This window comes from Geothermobacter hydrogeniphilus (assembly GCF_002898515.1).
GTDB lineage: Bacteria > Desulfobacterota > Desulfuromonadia > Desulfuromonadales > Geothermobacteraceae > Geothermobacter_A.
In genome coordinates, this window is record NZ_PPFX01000024.1 from 1 (window position 1) to 14,174 (window position 14,174).

A 14,174-nucleotide genomic window follows, 5' to 3' on the forward strand; every position below is an offset into this window, starting at 1 on the left:
TCAACGCCTCTGCGTTTGACCTGAGGCAGGAGCCCGGTGCGGTAGTTCCGCACGCTGGGATCTGTGCGGGGGGCGCCGGGTAACCGGTGTCCCTACCGCGACTGAATCAGTGAGCCCGGCCAAACACTTGCATTCTCCATCCAACAGGAACTCACGGATTCAGGTCAGGGTGAATGGGTGTTTCCCGGTGCCGGTGACACCGCCCTGGCCAGGAGCTGGTCGAGGCGGTTGGCAAAGGCCTGGCGGTCGGATTTTTTCAATGGCGGCGGGCCGCCGGTCTCGATGCCGCTGCCGCGCAACTCGTCGAGCAGGTTGCGCATGCTCAACCGTTCGTGGATGTTGTCCCGGTCGATCACTTCACCGCGCGGTCCGAGAACGTGGACCCGATTGTCGACCAACTGTGCCGCCAGCGGGATGTCGGCGGTAACCACCAGGTCTCCCGCTTCGGCTTCGGCGGCGATGTGCGTGTCCGCGACATCCATCCCGGCCGCGACTCGTATGGTGGTAATGTGCGGAGATGGCGGCACCTTCAGGGGTTGGTTGGCCACCAGGGTCAGCCTGATCCCGGTTCTTGCCGCGGCGCGGTAGAGGATCTCCTTGACGCTTTTCGGACAAGCGTCGGCATCGACCCAGATCTGCATGTTCAGAATCCGTCCTGATGGCGGCTTATTTGCAGCGCATGGTTTTTCGGCCATCTTCAAACAGGACATCGACTTTGCGCGCGCCGGCGATTCGCTGAACCAGGCCCAGGCCGAAGAGCGGGTGGTTGATCAGGTTGTTGACCCGGTACTCGCCGTCCATGGAGTAGTCCCTGGCCGCAGCACTGTCCAGGCTGGGACGCAACTCCTCCCATTCCTTGCGTTCGGCAATCCTCGGGTCGACGGGTTTTCGTGTCGCCGGCTTTCTGGGCGCCGTGGGGGGGCGGTACTTGTGCTGCCTGTCGCAGGTGCCGCATTGGACTTTTTCCGGTCCTTCCGTACCCATGATGATGATGGTGTGCGAGGTGTTTTTCCGGCACTTGGTGCAACGGCCTTCAATCGGATCGCCTGGTGATAGAGCAGTCTCTGACATGGTCATCCTTCCTTGTAGGGGGAGCAGCAGAAGGCAAGGGCCGGGCTCGCGGTACCGGCAGGGTCCGTCTGCTTGATTGCCTGAAGGCTGGGCATGATCCAGCCCTTTTCAGCTTGCAGCAGCTCTCGCGGCTAAGGAAGCGCGCGAGGGCTGTCATGATTGTGAAGGCGTTTCAGGAAGGCGGATGGTTGATCCTGTGCCGTTTTGCCCGGTTGCCCGGACATCCCTGCGTACATACTCCTACAACCATACACCCTGTCGCGGGCAAAGGAAACCGTGACAGCGGAAAAAACTGGATCTGGCGGGAAGCCGCAGGGCCGGATTGGATCCGCTGCCGGCCTCCTGCCGGGCGGGTTACAGGATCCCGCGACGATTTTCCGCGGTGCGTCCCCGTGGGCGTCTGCGGGCCGGTTGCGGACGAGATCCGTTGCCGGCCGGGGAGCCTTTACGCGGTCGTGCCGCCTGCGGAGACCGGGGGCTCTGTCCGCTGCGGGCAGGCGCGGGAAGCCGGTAGTCGAAGTCCTTTAGCCTGCGTTGCTCGACCTGTTGGTCGAGAACCTTTTCGATCGCCCGCACCATCGCCCGATCTTCCTCGGTGATCAGAGTGAAAGCGTCGCCGCTGCGGCTGGCGCGGCCGGTACGGCCGATGCGGTGGATATAGGCTTCAGTGGTGTTGGGAATGTCGAAGTTGATGACGTGTGAAACCTGTGAAACGTCAATACCGCGGGCGGCGATATCGGTGGCCACCAGGATCTGGACGCTGCCGTCACGAAAGCCGTTGAGGGCCGCCTGGCGTTTGTTCTGGGAAAGGTTACCCTGCAGCGAGGTGGCCCGGTAGCCGCTTTTGCCGAGTTTCTCGCCGAGGCGCTTGGCGCGATGCTTGGTGCGGGTGAAGACCAGCACCGATTCGGTGTCGGTCTGCTGCAGCAGTTTGAGCAGCAGGTTGGTCTTGAGATGCTGCGGCACAGGGTAGAGAGCATGACTGACCGTTTCCGCCGGGGCGACGATATCGACCTGCACCCGTTCCGGGTCGGTGAGGACTTCCTCGGCCAGGTGGCGGATCTCTTTCGGCATGGTGGCGGAGAAGAGCAGGGTCTGTCGTTGGACCGGCAGCGCCTTGATGATCCGTCGGATGTCGGGCAGAAAGCCCATGTCGAACATCTGGTCCGCCTCGTCGAGGACCAGCATCTGCAACCGGCGCAGGTCGATGGTGCCCTGTTGAATGTGATCGAGCAGGCGTCCCGGGCAGGCGACGACGATATCAACCCCCTTTTTCAGTCGGGAGATCTGCGGGTTGATGCCGACACCGCCGTAGATGGTGGTGCTGCGCAGGCCGCTCTGGTTGCCGAGCAGGCTGAGTGATTCGTGAATCTGCTCGGCCAGTTCGCGGGTCGGGGCAATGACCAGGGCGCGAACCCCGCCGCGTGGTCCCGTCATCAGGCGATGCAGGATCGGCAGGCCGAAGGCCGCGGTTTTCCCGGTGCCGGTCTGGGCCAGGCCCATGACATCGCGCTGCCGCATGATTTTTGGAATGGCCTGTGCCTGAATCGGTGTCGGAGTCGTGTAGCCGGCTGCCGTGATGCCGGCGTTGATTTTCGGGTGGAGATTGAAACTGCTGAAATTCATAGGGTCCTTTTTTGCGGTCCGATACTTGCGGCCGATGGGGACTGTTGCGGGAGAGGGGACGCGGCCGATGACGGCCGGAATGAAAAAAGCCCCGGATGATTCCGGAGCCTGAAGAGACGTCTTTTCAATCCTGGAACAGCGGTATTGGTGTCTCCGCCCTTTTCTTCTGAGGACGCGAAACTTGATAGACAGTATCAGGCATGGTGGTGAAAAGTCAAGCGTGCCCCGCTGCCGGGTGGACAGTTCCACCATTTTCATCCGTCTGTTGGAAAGCATATTTTGAACGAATTTTCCATAGAGTCTGCAAAGGTTGGTCACTTTTTGTGGTTTTTCCATTATTCTGTTCTTTTCTGAAAACCCGTGAGGTATGACATGAAAAAGTTCTTGGGAACACTCAAAACCCTCCTGCAGGAGAGCGGTTCCCTTTACCTTGAGTTGCTCAAGGTGATGGTGCCGGTGATGATCCTGGTGCGTCTCGCCGTCGAATTCGGAGCCATTGACCTGGTGGGTAAAATTGTCGCCCCGGTCATGTCCCTGGTCGGCCTGCCGGGCGAGATGGGCTTTGTCTGGGTGACCGCCTTGCTGGTCAACATCTACGCCGCTGCCGCGGCGCTGCTGACGCTGTTGCCTTCGGTGCCCCTCAGCATCGCCCAGGCGACGGTCCTCGGCGCGATGATCCTGATCGCCCATTCGCTGCCCGTCGAGCAGCGTATCGCCCAGAAAGCCGGGGCCGGTTTTCTCTTCACCCTGGTGCTGCGCCTGGCCGCTGCCCTGGTCTATGGCGTCCTGCTCAACCTGGTCTACAATGGCTTCGCCGGGATGCAGCAACCGGCACAGGTGGTCTTTCTGCAGCTGACCCCGCCCGCCGCAGACTGGGGGACCTGGGCCCTCACCGGCCTCAAGTCGCTGTGGTCGATTTTCTGGATTATTACCGTCCTGCTGGCCGGTCTGCGGCTGCTCGACCGGGCCGGCATCACACCGCTGCTGGCCAGGGCCCTGACCCCGCTGCTGCGCCTGATGGGGATCGGCAGCTCCGCCACCTCGATGACCGTCACCGGAAGCCTGCTGGGGATCTCCTACGGTGGTGCCCTGATTCTCAGGGAGGTGCGGACCGGAAAGGTCTCAGCCGGGGACGTCTTCCTCTCCCTCTGTTTCATGTGTATCTGCCACAGCCTGATCGAAGACACCCTGTTCGTGATGGCTTTCGGCGGCCACTGGTCCGGCCTGCTGGTCGGCCGCTTCCTCTTCGCGCTGCTGGTGACCACGCTGCTGGCGCGGATTGTCGTCCGGATGCCGGGTCGGACGGTGGAGCGTTTCCTGTTCGGGCGGGCGGCGGCCCTGTCCGGATCCGAAAATCCTTGATCTGAACCGATTTTTTTGCCGATGATGACGATATGAGACAGGGGATCCTGAAGGCCGACATTCTGCTGCTGATCACCGCCACCATCTGGGGCCTGGCTTTCGTTGCCCAGCGGCTCGGGATGGACTATGTCGGTCCTTTCACCTTCAACGCGGTGCGCTTTGCCCTCGGCAGCCTGTCGCTGCTGCCGCTGATCGCAGTGCTGGGCCAGCGCCAGCCGCCGCCGATGCCGGTGGCGCGGATCCCGGTCTTCAAGGGCGCGCTGCCGGCCGGGTTGGCCCTCTTTGCCGGCTCCCCCCCTGCAGGTCATCGCTCAGCGCGACGCCCATCCCGCCCACTCGGCGATCATCATGAGTCTCGAAGGGGTGTTCGCGGCGATTGGCTGCTGGTGGCTGCTGGGCGAAGTCCTCTCTCTGCGCGGCCTGTTCGGCTGCGCCCTGATGCTGGCCGGGATGATCGTTTTTGGAGCTGTCGATTTTCCTGGGGCGAAGGAAGGATGGTCCGGAACTGGCCGTACCGCTGGCTCCGGCGGAGGACTGATTCAGGCCGGAGCGATTTGCGTCAGCGCCGCCTCGCGCGCCAGCATCGCCCGCTTGCGGGTCGTGCCCCAGCGGTAGCCGCCGATGCCGCCGCTGCTGCGCAGCACGCGGTGGCAGGGGATCAGGCAGGCGATCGGGTTGTGCCCCACGGCGGTGCCGACCGCCCGGTGCGCTCCCCGGTGGCCGACGGCCCGGGCCAGGGTGCCGTAGCTCACGACACGTCCTTCCGGAATCTTCAGCAGCGCCTCCCAGACCTTGAGCTGGAAGTTGGTCCCCTTGAGCAGCAGCCGCAGCGGCTCGTCCTGCTCCCTGTCGGGTGCTGCAAAAATCCTATCGACCAGAAGCCCGGTTCGTTCCGTATCCTCCGCTAGTTCAGATTGTCGCCACTCTGAACGCAGTTCCTCGATTGCCTGCCGCCTGCCGTCTTCGACGAAGGAGAGGGCGCAGATGCCGCGTGTGCTGGCGGCGAGCAGGCAGTCGCCGAAGGGGGTGGAATGGAAGCCGTAGAACAGCTGCAGGTCGCGGCCGAAGCTCTTGTATTCGCCGGGGGTGACCGCCTCGACGCTGACGAACAGGTCGTGCAGCCGCCCCGGCCCGCTCAGGCCGACCTCGAAGGCCGTCTCCAGCACCGACTCCGAGGCGCGCAGCATCTGCTTGGCATGCTCGACGGTCAGGTACTGCAGGAACCGTTTCGGGCTGACCCCTGCCCAACTCTTGAACAGGCGTTGAAAGTGAAAGGGGCTGAAGCCGATATGGGCCGCCACCGTTTCGAGGGAGGGTTGCTCGGAGGCATGATCTTCCAGGAAGCGGATGGCCTGCGCGATGTGCTGATAATCAGGATGGTCCATCGATCTTCTCCTTCGTCGGAGTTTAACCGAGTCCGGTCAGGATAGACAAGGGAAGGAAAATGGGCCACCCGATTCTTGCTTTTCAGACTTTCGCAAGAATCGGGTGGCTGGCCGCTACTCCTGGCATTATTCTGTTGCCGAAATGAAAGGAAGTTGAGAAATGAACCAGATCAATCGGCGCATGAGGGCTACGGAATGGCTGTTGCTGATCCTCCTCTCCATCCTCTGGGGAGGGTCGTTCTTCTTTGTCGGTGTGGCGGTGAAGGCGCTGCCGCCCTTCACCCTGGTGCTGCTGCGGGTCGGCCTGGCTGCGCTGGCGTTGCATATCGTCCTGCGCGGGATGGGTTTGCGGATGCCACGCGATGGCGGAACCTGGGCGGCCTTCTTCGGGATGGGCCTGCTCAACAACATGCTCCCCTTTTCTCTGATCGTCTGGGGGCAATCCCAGATCGCCAGCGGCCTGGCCTCGATTCTCAACGCCACCACGCCGCTCTTTACCCTGGTGGTGGCGCACTTGCTGACCCGCGATGAACGGCTGAGCGGAGGCAAACTGGCCGGCATTCTGCTCGGGCTTACCGGCGTGGCGGTGATTATCGGCCCGGAGAGCCTGAAAGGACTCGGCGGCGCGTTGCTGCCGCAGCTGGCGGTGCTCGGCGCGGCCCTCTCCTACGCCTGCGCCGGGGTCTTCGGCCGCCGTTTCGGACGCATGGGGATCACGCCGTTGCAGACCGCCACCGGGCAGGTGAGCGCCTCGACCCTCCTGCTACTGCCGCTGGCGCTGCTGGTCGACCGTCCCTGGCAGCTCGCCGTGCCGGGACCGCCGGTGTGGGGCGCGGTTCTCGGCCTGGCGCTGGTTTCGACCGCGCTCGCCTACATCATTTATTTCCGGTTCTATCCACCAAACAAAGGTGGTCTGTGACGTAATTTGACACAATATCAGTGGATCATGCTCCCCAAAGGAGGATGATCCATGAATCTCAATCAGTTTCGCAAACGATTTCCCACGGAGGCAGTGGCCCGCAAGTTTTTGGAAAAAGCAATCTGGCCCAATGGCAGAGTTTGCCCGCACTGTGGTTGTCTGAAATCCTGGCCGATCAGAGGGCGCACAGCCCGACCCGGCCTTTACGAGTGTGGCGGTTGCCATGGCCAGTTTACCGTGACAACCAAAACACCTTTACACGGCACCAAGTTGCCGTTGCGAACATGGCTGATGGCTCTGTATTTCATGATCAATTCCAGCAAAGGCGTATCATCCGTATTCCTGGCCAAATGGATCGGAGTTAATCAGAAAACGGCCTGGAAAATCGGCCATGCCATTCGGGCCATGATGGCCGCGCACGGAAATGCTATAGGGCAACTGTCTGGAATTGTTGAACTGGACGAAAAATACCTTGGCGGAAAGCCCAGGTTTCAGCGTGGAGTGAAACATCCCAGAGGTAAAGGAACCCGGAAGTCCTGTGTTCATGTAGCGGTCAGTCGCAAAGGGTTCGCTCGGGCAAGCGTTGTCGACAATGACAGTTACGCAACCCTGGCGCCGCATATCAGGAAGGTTGTCGCGTCAGACGCTCAACTTATGACAGACCAGCTTCAGACCTATATCGCTATTGGGAAGGACTTCGCCAGTCACGAAAGCGTCCATCATGGTATCAAGGAGTTCGCTAGGGGTAACGCCCATGTCAATACGGCTGAATCTTTCAACGCAACCCTAGAGAGGGCCAAGCAAGGCGTCTTCCATTACATCAGTCGCCAGCACCTGCCACGCTACCTTGGCGAAGTTGTCTTCCGGTGGAATAATCGTGACCCCGTGGAGAGGGTACAGCGAAACGGATTGTCAAAGATCATTATGCAAGCCAAACCGGTACTTGAACAGTTCGACAACCTGCTCCAATATGCGGTTGGCACACAGCTAAGACGGACTATTTACGGCGGCATCGCCGTTCCACAACCTTTGTTTGGTGGATAGAACCGTTTATTTCCGCCTGCTCGCCACCGCCGGCGCTACCAACCTGCTACTGGTGACCCTGTTGATCCCGGTCAGCGCCATCCTCCTTGGTGCGCTCTTCCTCGAGGAACAGTTCGCGGCTACGGATTTCGCCGGCATGGTGCTGATCGGGCTGGGCCTGCTGGGGATTGACGGGCGGCTGGCGGCGCGAATCCGGTTATCCGGTTCGACCGCATCCTGAAGGGGCAGGGGACTGGTTCGAATGATTTTTTGCGGATCTGCTGTACCTCTTCCTCGCTGATGCCGAGGGCGAGGAGGAAGCCTGAAGTGTGAAGCTGTAAGCGGGGCAAGGGGAATCTGCGTTTTTTTTTGTTTCCAGGTGCCCGATCCCTTGCAACTCGCTGTCTACCTCAAAAGTTCGGCGGTGACAGGGCTTCATCAGGAGGAGTTGCTAAACTGAAGGACTTGTTGCAGAGTATCTCTCGTCAAGCTGTTTGCAAGTGGAAAGGGAAAACCTGATGGACCATCTCAGTCTCGCCGCCGCCCTGATCGCGATCACCATCCTGACCCTCACTCCAGGGGTCGATACCATGCTGATCATCCGCAACACTGCCCGCGGCGGCTGGCGCGACGGCGCGGTCAGCAGCCTCGGCATCTGCTCGTCGCTCTTCCTCCATGCCGGGATCTCGGCGGTGGGGATCTCTGTGATTCTGATGCAGGTTGTCTGGGCTTTCAGCCTGCTGAAATTGGCTGGCGGAGCCTACCTGGTCTGGCTGGGCCTGACCAGCCTGCGCAAGGGCCTGCGGCGCGAAATCTTCGAACTGGAGCAAGACCGGATGGCGACTCTGGAAGGTTTCGCGGCCGGACGTTCCCTGCGCGAGGGCTTCCTCTCCAACCTGCTCAATCCCAAGGCGGTGGTTTTCTACATGGCCTTCCTGCCGCAGTTCATCGACCCGGCCCGATCGGCCTTGCTGCAATCGTTTTTTCTGGCCGGGTGCCATTTTGCCATCGCCATGCTCTGGCAGTGCCTGCTGGCGCTGATGGTCCGGCAGGTCAAGGGTTGGTTGCAGCGTCCGCGGGTCAGCCAGTGGTTCCACGGCCTCACCGGCACGGTGCTAGTCGCCCTCGGCCTGCGCATGGCGGTGGAGCATCAGTAGCGGCAAGTCATTGACGGGCTGACAGACTCCCGACCTCGGCGCGTTTCTCGCGCGCCAACACCCAGAAAATCAACAGCAGAAAACTCGACCCGGCAATGGCGAAGATGAAGCCGTGGCGGAAGGTGTCTTGGAAGGCGTAGCTGGTCGCCTGCAGCTGTTCGACCTTGCTCAGCATCAACCGCGCGGCGACCCGGGGTTCGACCTTGATGTTGCTTGTCAATTGGTGTCCCCAGCTGGAGAACTGGTTCAGCAGGTGCGGCAGATTCTGCACCGGGGCGATGTTCTCGTAGTGGACAGCGGTGCTCTTCTCCAGGGTGTTGGTGGCGATGGCGGTGCCGAGGGAGCCGCCGACGAACCGCAGGTAGTGCATCAGGCTGACTCCCTGGGCGGTGCGCGGCCCGAGGTTGCGCAACGCCAGGGCCGACAGCGGCGCGAAGAAGGCGCCGAGACTGATTCCCAGGGGGATGGTCAACAGCGCTGCCCGGGCGGCCGGGGTGTAGTAATTGAGAGAAGGAAGCAGCCAGTAGCTGGTGACCAGGTAGAGCGCGGTACTGCACAGCAACACTTTCTGCGGCCCGTAACGGTCGCTGAGGATGCCGGCCAGTGGTGAGAAAATGGCGATGAAAATGGCGAAGGCGAGCATGTGCAGCCCGGTGTCGAAGGTGCTCAGTCGCTTGAGGTTTTCATAATACAGCGGCAGCAGGTAGAAGATCTGGTAGATCGACAGGCCGAGGACAAGGAAATAGAAGCCCATCGACAGGCTGTAGACCCGGTCACGGAAGATGGCGACGTCGATCAGCGGCTTTTTCGCCCGCAGTTCGTTGGCCAGGTAGAGCAGCAGCAGGATGGCGCTGGCGTAGCCGAGAACACCGATCAGGGTCGACTGCCCCCAGCCGAGCTGCTGTCCCTTGGAGAGCAGCACCAGCAGGCTGACGGTGAAGCCGCCGAGTAGCAGGTAACTGAGGAAATTGAATTCGAGTCGTCTGGTGTGGCCGGGCAGTTTGGGCAGCAGCATCGCTCCGGCCAGCAGGTTCAGGGCCCCGGTCGGCAGATTGATGAAGAAGACCCAGCGCCAGTTGAGATGTTCGGTGATCCAGCCGCCGACGGTCGGCCCGAGGGACGGGGCAAAGCTGACGCCCATGGCGTAGATACCCATCGCCAGTCCGCGCTTCTCAGGAGGGTAGATCAGGAACAGGATGGTCTGGGCCGAGGCCATGATCAACGCCTCGCCGAGGCCCTGCAGCACCCGGGCGCCGATCATCTCACCCAGAGTGCCCGCCAGACCGCAGAAGAAACTGGCGCCGGTAAAGACCACCAGCCCGATCAGGAACAGGCGCTTGAGACCCAGCACCGCGCCGAGGCTGTGAGTCAGCAACAGGCCGACCGCCGCCGCCGTCATGTAGGCGGTGATCACCCACTGCACGCCGTAAAGATCGGTCGCCAGCGGTCCCATCATCTTCGGCACCACCACGTCGACCACGGTGGTGTCGAGGATTGCCATGAAGGAGCCGACCATGACGATCAGCGTCAGCACCACCCGGTAACCGGTCGAAATCTCGCGGTAGATTTCTGTCGGAGCGTTCATTCTCAGCCTTTTTGCCGGCGGATTTCGATCTCGCCGCCCAGTCCCACCCGCAACAGTTCCCGCGGCCCCCCGGTAATGCGGATGCGGACCGGGATGCGTTGCGCGACCTTGGTGAATTCCCCGGCGGAAATATCCCGCGGGGCAAGGGCGAAGGTCGCCGCCGATGCCGGCAGGATCTGTTCGACCTCGCCCTGCCAGTGCAGGTCAGGGTAGGCGTCCATGCTGATGCTGACCTCGGCGCCGGGTTGGACCCCTTCCAGCTTGTTTTCCTCCAGCAGCGCATTGAGGTAGAGTTCGGCGGGATTGACCAGGGCGTAGACCGGCCGGCCGGGGGAGACCTGGCTGTTGGGGGTGACCAGGCGTTTGGCGACCCGGCCTTCGATGGGGCTGAACAGGCTGGTGTTGCGCAGATCCCGCCGGGCCTTGTCCAGCCTGGCCTGCAGCCGCCTGACATTCTGTTCTGCGCCTTTCAGCTGCTGATCGAGTTCGTCCAGTTGCTTCAATTGCGCCCGGGCCAGCCGACGTTTAAGCCGAGCGGTGGTTATGGCCGGGTCGAGAGCCTGTTTGCCACTTTCAATGGCACGCAGTTCGGCCTGCTTGCTGTCGAGTTCAGTTTCCAGGGATTCGAGCCGATGACGGGCGATGACCTGCTGCTTGAGCAGATTGCGATAACGTTGTCGATCGCGCTGGAGTTGTTCGATGAGCATTTTCAGGCTGTCACTACGGGCCTGTTGCGCCTGCTGTTCATGCTGCAGCCGCTCGATGTCGGCAGCCGCCATCTGCACCTGAAGGTTCAGTTCTTTACCGAGCCGCCGACGTTTGAGCTGCAGGGCGGCGCGTTGTCGATCGGCGGTGTTCAACTCCGCCTGCAGCCGCTCCACTTCCAGCTGGTAGGGGGTGGGGTCGATACGGGCCAGCAGCTCCCCTTTGTGAATCACCTCCCCCTCCTTTTTCTTCAACTCAAGCAGGGTTCCGCTGATGCGGTCGAAGCCGATCTCGGTGAGGCTGTCGCTGGCGACAAAAACGGCATTGGTGACGGCAAAATTAAGGCGATGATGGATGAAGCGGGCCAGCCCGGCGAGCAGGATGATCACCATCGCCAGCAGCACGATTTGCGAGAGGCGGCGCCGATTCAACGGCGGTTTTTTTTCGGTCATGGTTTTCCTCCAGGGAGCAGGGCGACGATATGTTCGGCAATGACGACCGGATTGTCGTGCTGCAGTTGAAATCCGGGTAGAAAACGCCTGAGGCCGGCATTTTGAAAATGTTGCATCACCAGGCCGATAATCGAACCGGCCAAAAGAAAGGGATCGAACTGCGGTGCAAGCTCACGACAGAGCCGTTGCAGCTCGCGGGTCACTTCGCTGAAGACCGATTCGGCGGTCAACTGCAGTCGCTGCCGGTCGCCGTCGAGCAATTCGCGCTGCAGCAGCCGCTGAAAGGTGCGATCCTCTGTCAGTTGCCGGCACAGCGTCTCGACCAGGTTTCGCAGTCGCCGGTCGGCGGGACCGTCCTCCCGCAGCAGGGTCAGCAGCTGGGCCGTACGGTCAGCAAAGGCCTGTTTCATGGCTGCCAGGTAGAGGGCCTGTTTGTCTGGAAAATGATGGTAGAGGCTGGCGCTGCTCTGCCCGCAACTGCGGGCGATATCCCGCATGCTGACCCCGTTGTAGCCGGATTCGGCAAACAGGGGGATGGCGCGGTCGAGAATGGCATCGCGGCTCAGGTTGGCTCGTCTGCTCATGATGTCCCTCCCGAAACGGCGTCATCTCCCCGCGCATGTCGCAACAGGGCGAGGGCGCGCAGATAGTCGTAATGGGCCGACTGCAGATCGGTTTCGGCCCGGGTTAGAAGAGTGCGGGCGTCGAGCAGGTCGCTGGTGGAGATCAGATTTTCACGGAATTGCAGGGTCGAGAGACGGTGATTCTCCCGCGCCTGTCTGAGAGCCGCCTCGGCCGTGGTCTGGTTCTGTCGCGCGACTTCGAGTTGCTCGAGAGCCGCTTCGACTTCCAGCCGGATCTGGTCCTGCAGGGTCTTGAGCGCCTGTTCGCCGGCGCTGATCTGGTGACGGGCGGCAATGGCGCGGGAGCGGTCGGCGCCCGCGGCGAACAGGTTCCAGTCCAGTTGCAGGCCGATACTGGCATTGTCCCGGTTGCGGTAGGGGTTGTCGTTGGTCGCGATGTCGGTGCCGTCGCGCTGATAGCTGCCGACCAGGCTGACGCGGGGATAGAAACGGCTCTGTTCCAGCCTGAGGCGTTCCCCGGCCATGGCGATTGCGCGTCGTGCCGCATTGATTTCCGGCCGTTTCTGCAGTGCCCCGGCTTCAAGCTCTTCAAGCTCCAGGCGGGGAGGCGGCGGGATGTTCGGCGCGCTCAACTGAAGAGATTCCCGGCGGGGGAGGCCGATCAGCAGTGCCAGCCGACTTTTGGCTAGCCGCTGCTCTCCGGCGATCTTTTTACGCCGCAACTCCGCCTGGGCGAGGGCGACTTCCGCCTTGAGCAGATCATTGCGCGGAATCAGCCCCTGGTCGAACAGCGCGCGGGCATCCTGCAGATGTTCCTGCAGTTGGTCATGTTCCTCGTCGGCCAGCCGCAGTTGGTCGCGGGCCTCCAGCAGATCGAGATAGCGCAGGCTGGTTTCCAGCAGCAGGTCACTGCGGGCCTGCCGCAGGTCGAAATCAGCCAGGTCGACCTCAAGCCTGGCCAGGTTCTGCCGGGCGCTGAGGGCGTAACCGGTGAACAGCGGCTGGATCAGGTCAAGCTCGTAGTGATAGATGCTGCGGTCGTTGACTGGAAACTCCAGACCGTCGAACCGTTCAATGGGCTGATCGCGCAAATAGTTGCCGGTGGCCTTGAAGTCGAGCCGGGGCAGACGGTCGGCGCTTGCGGCGCGGGCCTGGTACTGCCGGCTGCGCAGGGTTTCCTGTCGCTGTTTGATGGCACTCTGGTTCTGCAGGGCCAGCTGTCGGGCAGTCGTCAGGTCAAGGGGACGGGCCTGGGCCGTTGCCGTTCCGAAACAGAGAAACAGGAGGACAAGAATTGATGGGCGCATGGTTGACCTCGGACAATGAATTAAAACGAACGTTCGATAAAATAAGTCGCGGAAGCAACGACGTCAAGGGGAAACTCCATGAATTGCAGGGTTCGCCTTCCACGAAATGAATAGGCGGTGGAGAAAAGGGAAAAATCTCGTTGCTGACAATTCGTCCCCCGATAGTCTTGTCAGACAGAGTCCATGCCAAGGAGACCAAACCATGCAACCTGTTGCTCATTGATGAGTGACATTGTCCTGCCGCCTCGTTCTTCTTTGCAGCCCAGACAGATTTGTGATAAGAACAAAACATGGGGAAACGAGAGATATTTCAATATATTCGCGAGAACAAGCCGGAACTTGAAGAGCGCTTTGCGGTTGGTAAACTCGGACTTTTCGGCTCCTTTGTCCGAGAAGAGGAAACTGCAGGGAGCGATATCGATCTACTGGTTTCCTTCCGTCGAGAAATTGATCTCTTCCATTTTCTTGAGTTAAAAAATTTCCTTGAAGATCACTTGGGGAAAGAGGTCGATCTGGTGATGGAATCTGCCCTTAAGCCGGAGATTGGCAAAAGGATCCTTTCCGAGGTCGAGTATGTCTGAGGGAAGGGAGGTTACTGATTACCTCATCGACATTCTTCAGTGCCTTGAGGAAATCGAAGAATTTACCACCGGGTTCGATTTTCAAACCTTCTCTTCTGACAGAAAAACCATTAATGCTGTCCTGCGCAGCCTGGAGGTCATGGGGGAAGCTGCCAAACACATTCCCGAAGCCATTCGTCAGGTCTCTCCCGAGATTCCCTGGAAAAGTATGGCAGGTCTGCGCGATGTCCTGATACACGATTACATGGGTGTCGATCTGCGCACCGTGTGGAATGTCGTTCAGGACCGTCTTCCAGGATTGCCGCCCCTGCTGAAAAAACTGATTTCCTGAGGTTCAATCCATCCAGCGTGCTATTGCTGTGACCTTTTCTGTCGCGTGCCTAAATAGATTATGTATGTAGGTACGGGGCCTGATGC

13 protein-coding genes and 4 pseudogenes are annotated in these 14,174 nt (G+C 60.8%); 9 read left to right on the forward strand and 8 right to left on the reverse strand.

Annotated features, from left to right (window positions below; all coding sequences use genetic code 11):
* Positions 1 to 164: 164 nt before the first annotated feature.
* From C2E25_RS10890 to C2E25_RS10900, 3 genes are all read right to left on the reverse strand, one after another.
* Positions 165 to 641 (reverse strand): YaiI/YqxD family protein, encoded by a 477-nt coding sequence (locus tag C2E25_RS10890; protein ID WP_103115768.1) that lies wholly within the window; start codon positions 639 to 641, stop codon positions 165 to 167.
* A 25-nt stretch (positions 642 to 666) separates the two neighbouring features.
* Positions 667 to 1,071, reverse strand: a complete 405-nt coding sequence (locus tag C2E25_RS10895; RefSeq protein ID WP_103115769.1) for a hypothetical protein — start codon at positions 1,069 to 1,071, stop codon at positions 667 to 669.
* Between the two features lie 354 nt (positions 1,072 to 1,425).
* Positions 1,426 to 2,697 (reverse strand): DEAD/DEAH box helicase, encoded by a 1,272-nt coding sequence (locus tag C2E25_RS10900; protein ID WP_103115770.1) that lies wholly within the window; start codon positions 2,695 to 2,697, stop codon positions 1,426 to 1,428.
* A 372-nt stretch (positions 2,698 to 3,069) separates the two neighbouring features.
* Between C2E25_RS10900 and C2E25_RS10905 the strand changes: the two genes are divergently transcribed.
* From C2E25_RS10905 to C2E25_RS18135, 3 genes and pseudogenes are all read left to right on the forward strand, one after another.
* Positions 3,070 to 4,059, forward strand: a complete 990-nt coding sequence (locus C2E25_RS10905; RefSeq protein WP_103115771.1) for a nucleoside recognition domain-containing protein — start codon at positions 3,070 to 3,072, stop codon at positions 4,057 to 4,059.
* 32 nt (positions 4,060 to 4,091) lie between these two features.
* A pseudogene (locus C2E25_RS18130) lies at positions 4,092 to 4,277 on the forward strand (EamA family transporter); the annotation flags it as partial.
* 79 nt (positions 4,278 to 4,356) lie between these two features.
* Positions 4,357 to 4,518 (forward strand): annotated as a pseudogene (locus tag C2E25_RS18135) (EamA family transporter); the annotation flags it as partial.
* An 80-nt stretch (positions 4,519 to 4,598) separates the two neighbouring features.
* Here the strand turns inward: C2E25_RS18135 and C2E25_RS10915 are convergent.
* On the reverse strand, positions 4,599 to 5,444 hold the full coding sequence (locus C2E25_RS10915) for a methylated-DNA--[protein]-cysteine S-methyltransferase (RefSeq protein ID WP_103115772.1): 846 nt from the start codon (positions 5,442 to 5,444) through the stop codon (positions 4,599 to 4,601).
* 160 nt (positions 5,445 to 5,604) lie between these two features.
* Here C2E25_RS10915 and C2E25_RS10920 point away from each other — a divergent pair.
* The 4 genes and pseudogenes from C2E25_RS10920 to C2E25_RS10935 form a co-directional block, all read left to right on the forward strand.
* A pseudogene (locus C2E25_RS10920) lies at positions 5,605 to 6,333 on the forward strand (DMT family transporter); the annotation flags it as partial.
* 81 nt (positions 6,334 to 6,414) lie between these two features.
* Entirely contained in the window at positions 6,415 to 7,407 is a 993-nt protein-coding gene (locus tag C2E25_RS10925) for an IS1595 family transposase (protein WP_103115773.1), read from the forward strand.
* Between the two features lie 4 nt (positions 7,408 to 7,411).
* A pseudogene (locus tag C2E25_RS10930) lies at positions 7,412 to 7,627 on the forward strand (EamA family transporter); the annotation flags it as partial.
* A gap of 277 nt (positions 7,628 to 7,904) precedes the next feature.
* Complete coding sequence (locus tag C2E25_RS10935) at positions 7,905 to 8,543, forward strand: LysE family translocator (RefSeq protein ID WP_103115775.1); 639 nt, start codon at positions 7,905 to 7,907, stop codon at positions 8,541 to 8,543.
* Between the two features lie 7 nt (positions 8,544 to 8,550).
* Here the strand turns inward: C2E25_RS10935 and C2E25_RS10940 are convergent, their stop codons facing one another.
* The 4 genes from C2E25_RS10940 to C2E25_RS10955 are packed head-to-tail and all read right to left on the reverse strand — an operon-like array spanning position 8,551 to position 13,176.
* Positions 8,551 to 10,128, reverse strand: coding sequence for a DHA2 family efflux MFS transporter permease subunit (locus tag C2E25_RS10940; protein WP_103115776.1), 1,578 nt, complete (start codon positions 10,126 to 10,128; stop codon positions 8,551 to 8,553).
* A 2-nt stretch (positions 10,129 to 10,130) separates the two neighbouring features.
* A complete protein-coding gene (locus C2E25_RS10945; protein ID WP_103115777.1) occupies positions 10,131 to 11,285 on the reverse strand; it encodes an HlyD family secretion protein in 1,155 nt (384 codons plus the stop codon).
* A complete protein-coding gene (locus tag C2E25_RS10950) occupies positions 11,282 to 11,869 on the reverse strand; it encodes a TetR/AcrR family transcriptional regulator (RefSeq protein ID WP_103115778.1) in 588 nt (195 codons plus the stop codon). The genes C2E25_RS10945 and C2E25_RS10950 overlap by 4 nt, the downstream gene beginning before the upstream one ends.
* Complete coding sequence (locus tag C2E25_RS10955; protein ID WP_103115779.1) at positions 11,866 to 13,176, reverse strand: TolC family protein; 1,311 nt, start codon at positions 13,174 to 13,176, stop codon at positions 11,866 to 11,868. The genes C2E25_RS10950 and C2E25_RS10955 overlap by 4 nt, the downstream gene beginning before the upstream one ends.
* 290 nt (positions 13,177 to 13,466) lie before the next feature.
* Between C2E25_RS10955 and C2E25_RS10960 the strand changes: the two genes are divergently transcribed.
* The gene (locus C2E25_RS10960; RefSeq protein ID WP_103115780.1) at positions 13,467 to 13,757 is read left to right on the forward strand and encodes a nucleotidyltransferase family protein; all 291 of its coding nucleotides are present in this window, start codon (positions 13,467 to 13,469) and stop codon (positions 13,755 to 13,757) included.
* Positions 13,750 to 14,088 (forward strand): DUF86 domain-containing protein, encoded by a 339-nt coding sequence (locus tag C2E25_RS10965; RefSeq protein WP_103115781.1) that lies wholly within the window; start codon positions 13,750 to 13,752, stop codon positions 14,086 to 14,088. Before C2E25_RS10960 ends, C2E25_RS10965 begins: the two co-directional genes overlap by 8 nt.
* Positions 14,089 to 14,174 lie beyond the last annotated feature (86 nt).

What these genes read in the sequence shown, in the direction of transcription:
- C2E25_RS10900 (WP_103115770.1), bottom strand. Translation starts at nt 2,697, where the DNA reads ATGAATTTCAGCAGTTTCAATCTCCACCCGAAAATCAACGCCGGCATC.
- C2E25_RS10960 (WP_103115780.1), top strand. Translation starts at nt 13,467, where the DNA reads ATGGGGAAACGAGAGATATTTCAATATATTCGCGAGAACAAGCCGGAA.
- C2E25_RS10940 (WP_103115776.1), bottom strand. Translation starts at nt 10,128, where the DNA reads ATGAACGCTCCGACAGAAATCTACCGCGAGATTTCGACCGGTTACCGG.
- C2E25_RS10965 (WP_103115781.1), top strand. Translation starts at nt 13,750, where the DNA reads ATGTCTGAGGGAAGGGAGGTTACTGATTACCTCATCGACATTCTTCAG.
- C2E25_RS10955 (WP_103115779.1), bottom strand. Translation starts at nt 13,176, where the DNA reads ATGCGCCCATCAATTCTTGTCCTCCTGTTTCTCTGTTTCGGAACGGCA.
- C2E25_RS10945 (WP_103115777.1), bottom strand. Translation starts at nt 11,285, where the DNA reads ATGACCGAAAAAAAACCGCCGTTGAATCGGCGCCGCCTCTCGCAAATC.
- C2E25_RS10890 (WP_103115768.1), bottom strand. Translation starts at nt 641, where the DNA reads ATGCAGATCTGGGTCGATGCCGACGCTTGTCCGAAAAGCGTCAAGGAG.
- C2E25_RS10935 (WP_103115775.1), top strand. Translation starts at nt 7,905, where the DNA reads ATGGACCATCTCAGTCTCGCCGCCGCCCTGATCGCGATCACCATCCTG.
- C2E25_RS10925 (WP_103115773.1), top strand. Translation starts at nt 6,415, where the DNA reads ATGAATCTCAATCAGTTTCGCAAACGATTTCCCACGGAGGCAGTGGCC.
- C2E25_RS10905 (WP_103115771.1), top strand. Translation starts at nt 3,070, where the DNA reads ATGAAAAAGTTCTTGGGAACACTCAAAACCCTCCTGCAGGAGAGCGGT.
- C2E25_RS10950 (WP_103115778.1), bottom strand. Translation starts at nt 11,869, where the DNA reads ATGAGCAGACGAGCCAACCTGAGCCGCGATGCCATTCTCGACCGCGCC.
- C2E25_RS10895 (WP_103115769.1), bottom strand. Translation starts at nt 1,071, where the DNA reads ATGTCAGAGACTGCTCTATCACCAGGCGATCCGATTGAAGGCCGTTGC.
- C2E25_RS10915 (WP_103115772.1), bottom strand. Translation starts at nt 5,444, where the DNA reads ATGGACCATCCTGATTATCAGCACATCGCGCAGGCCATCCGCTTCCTG.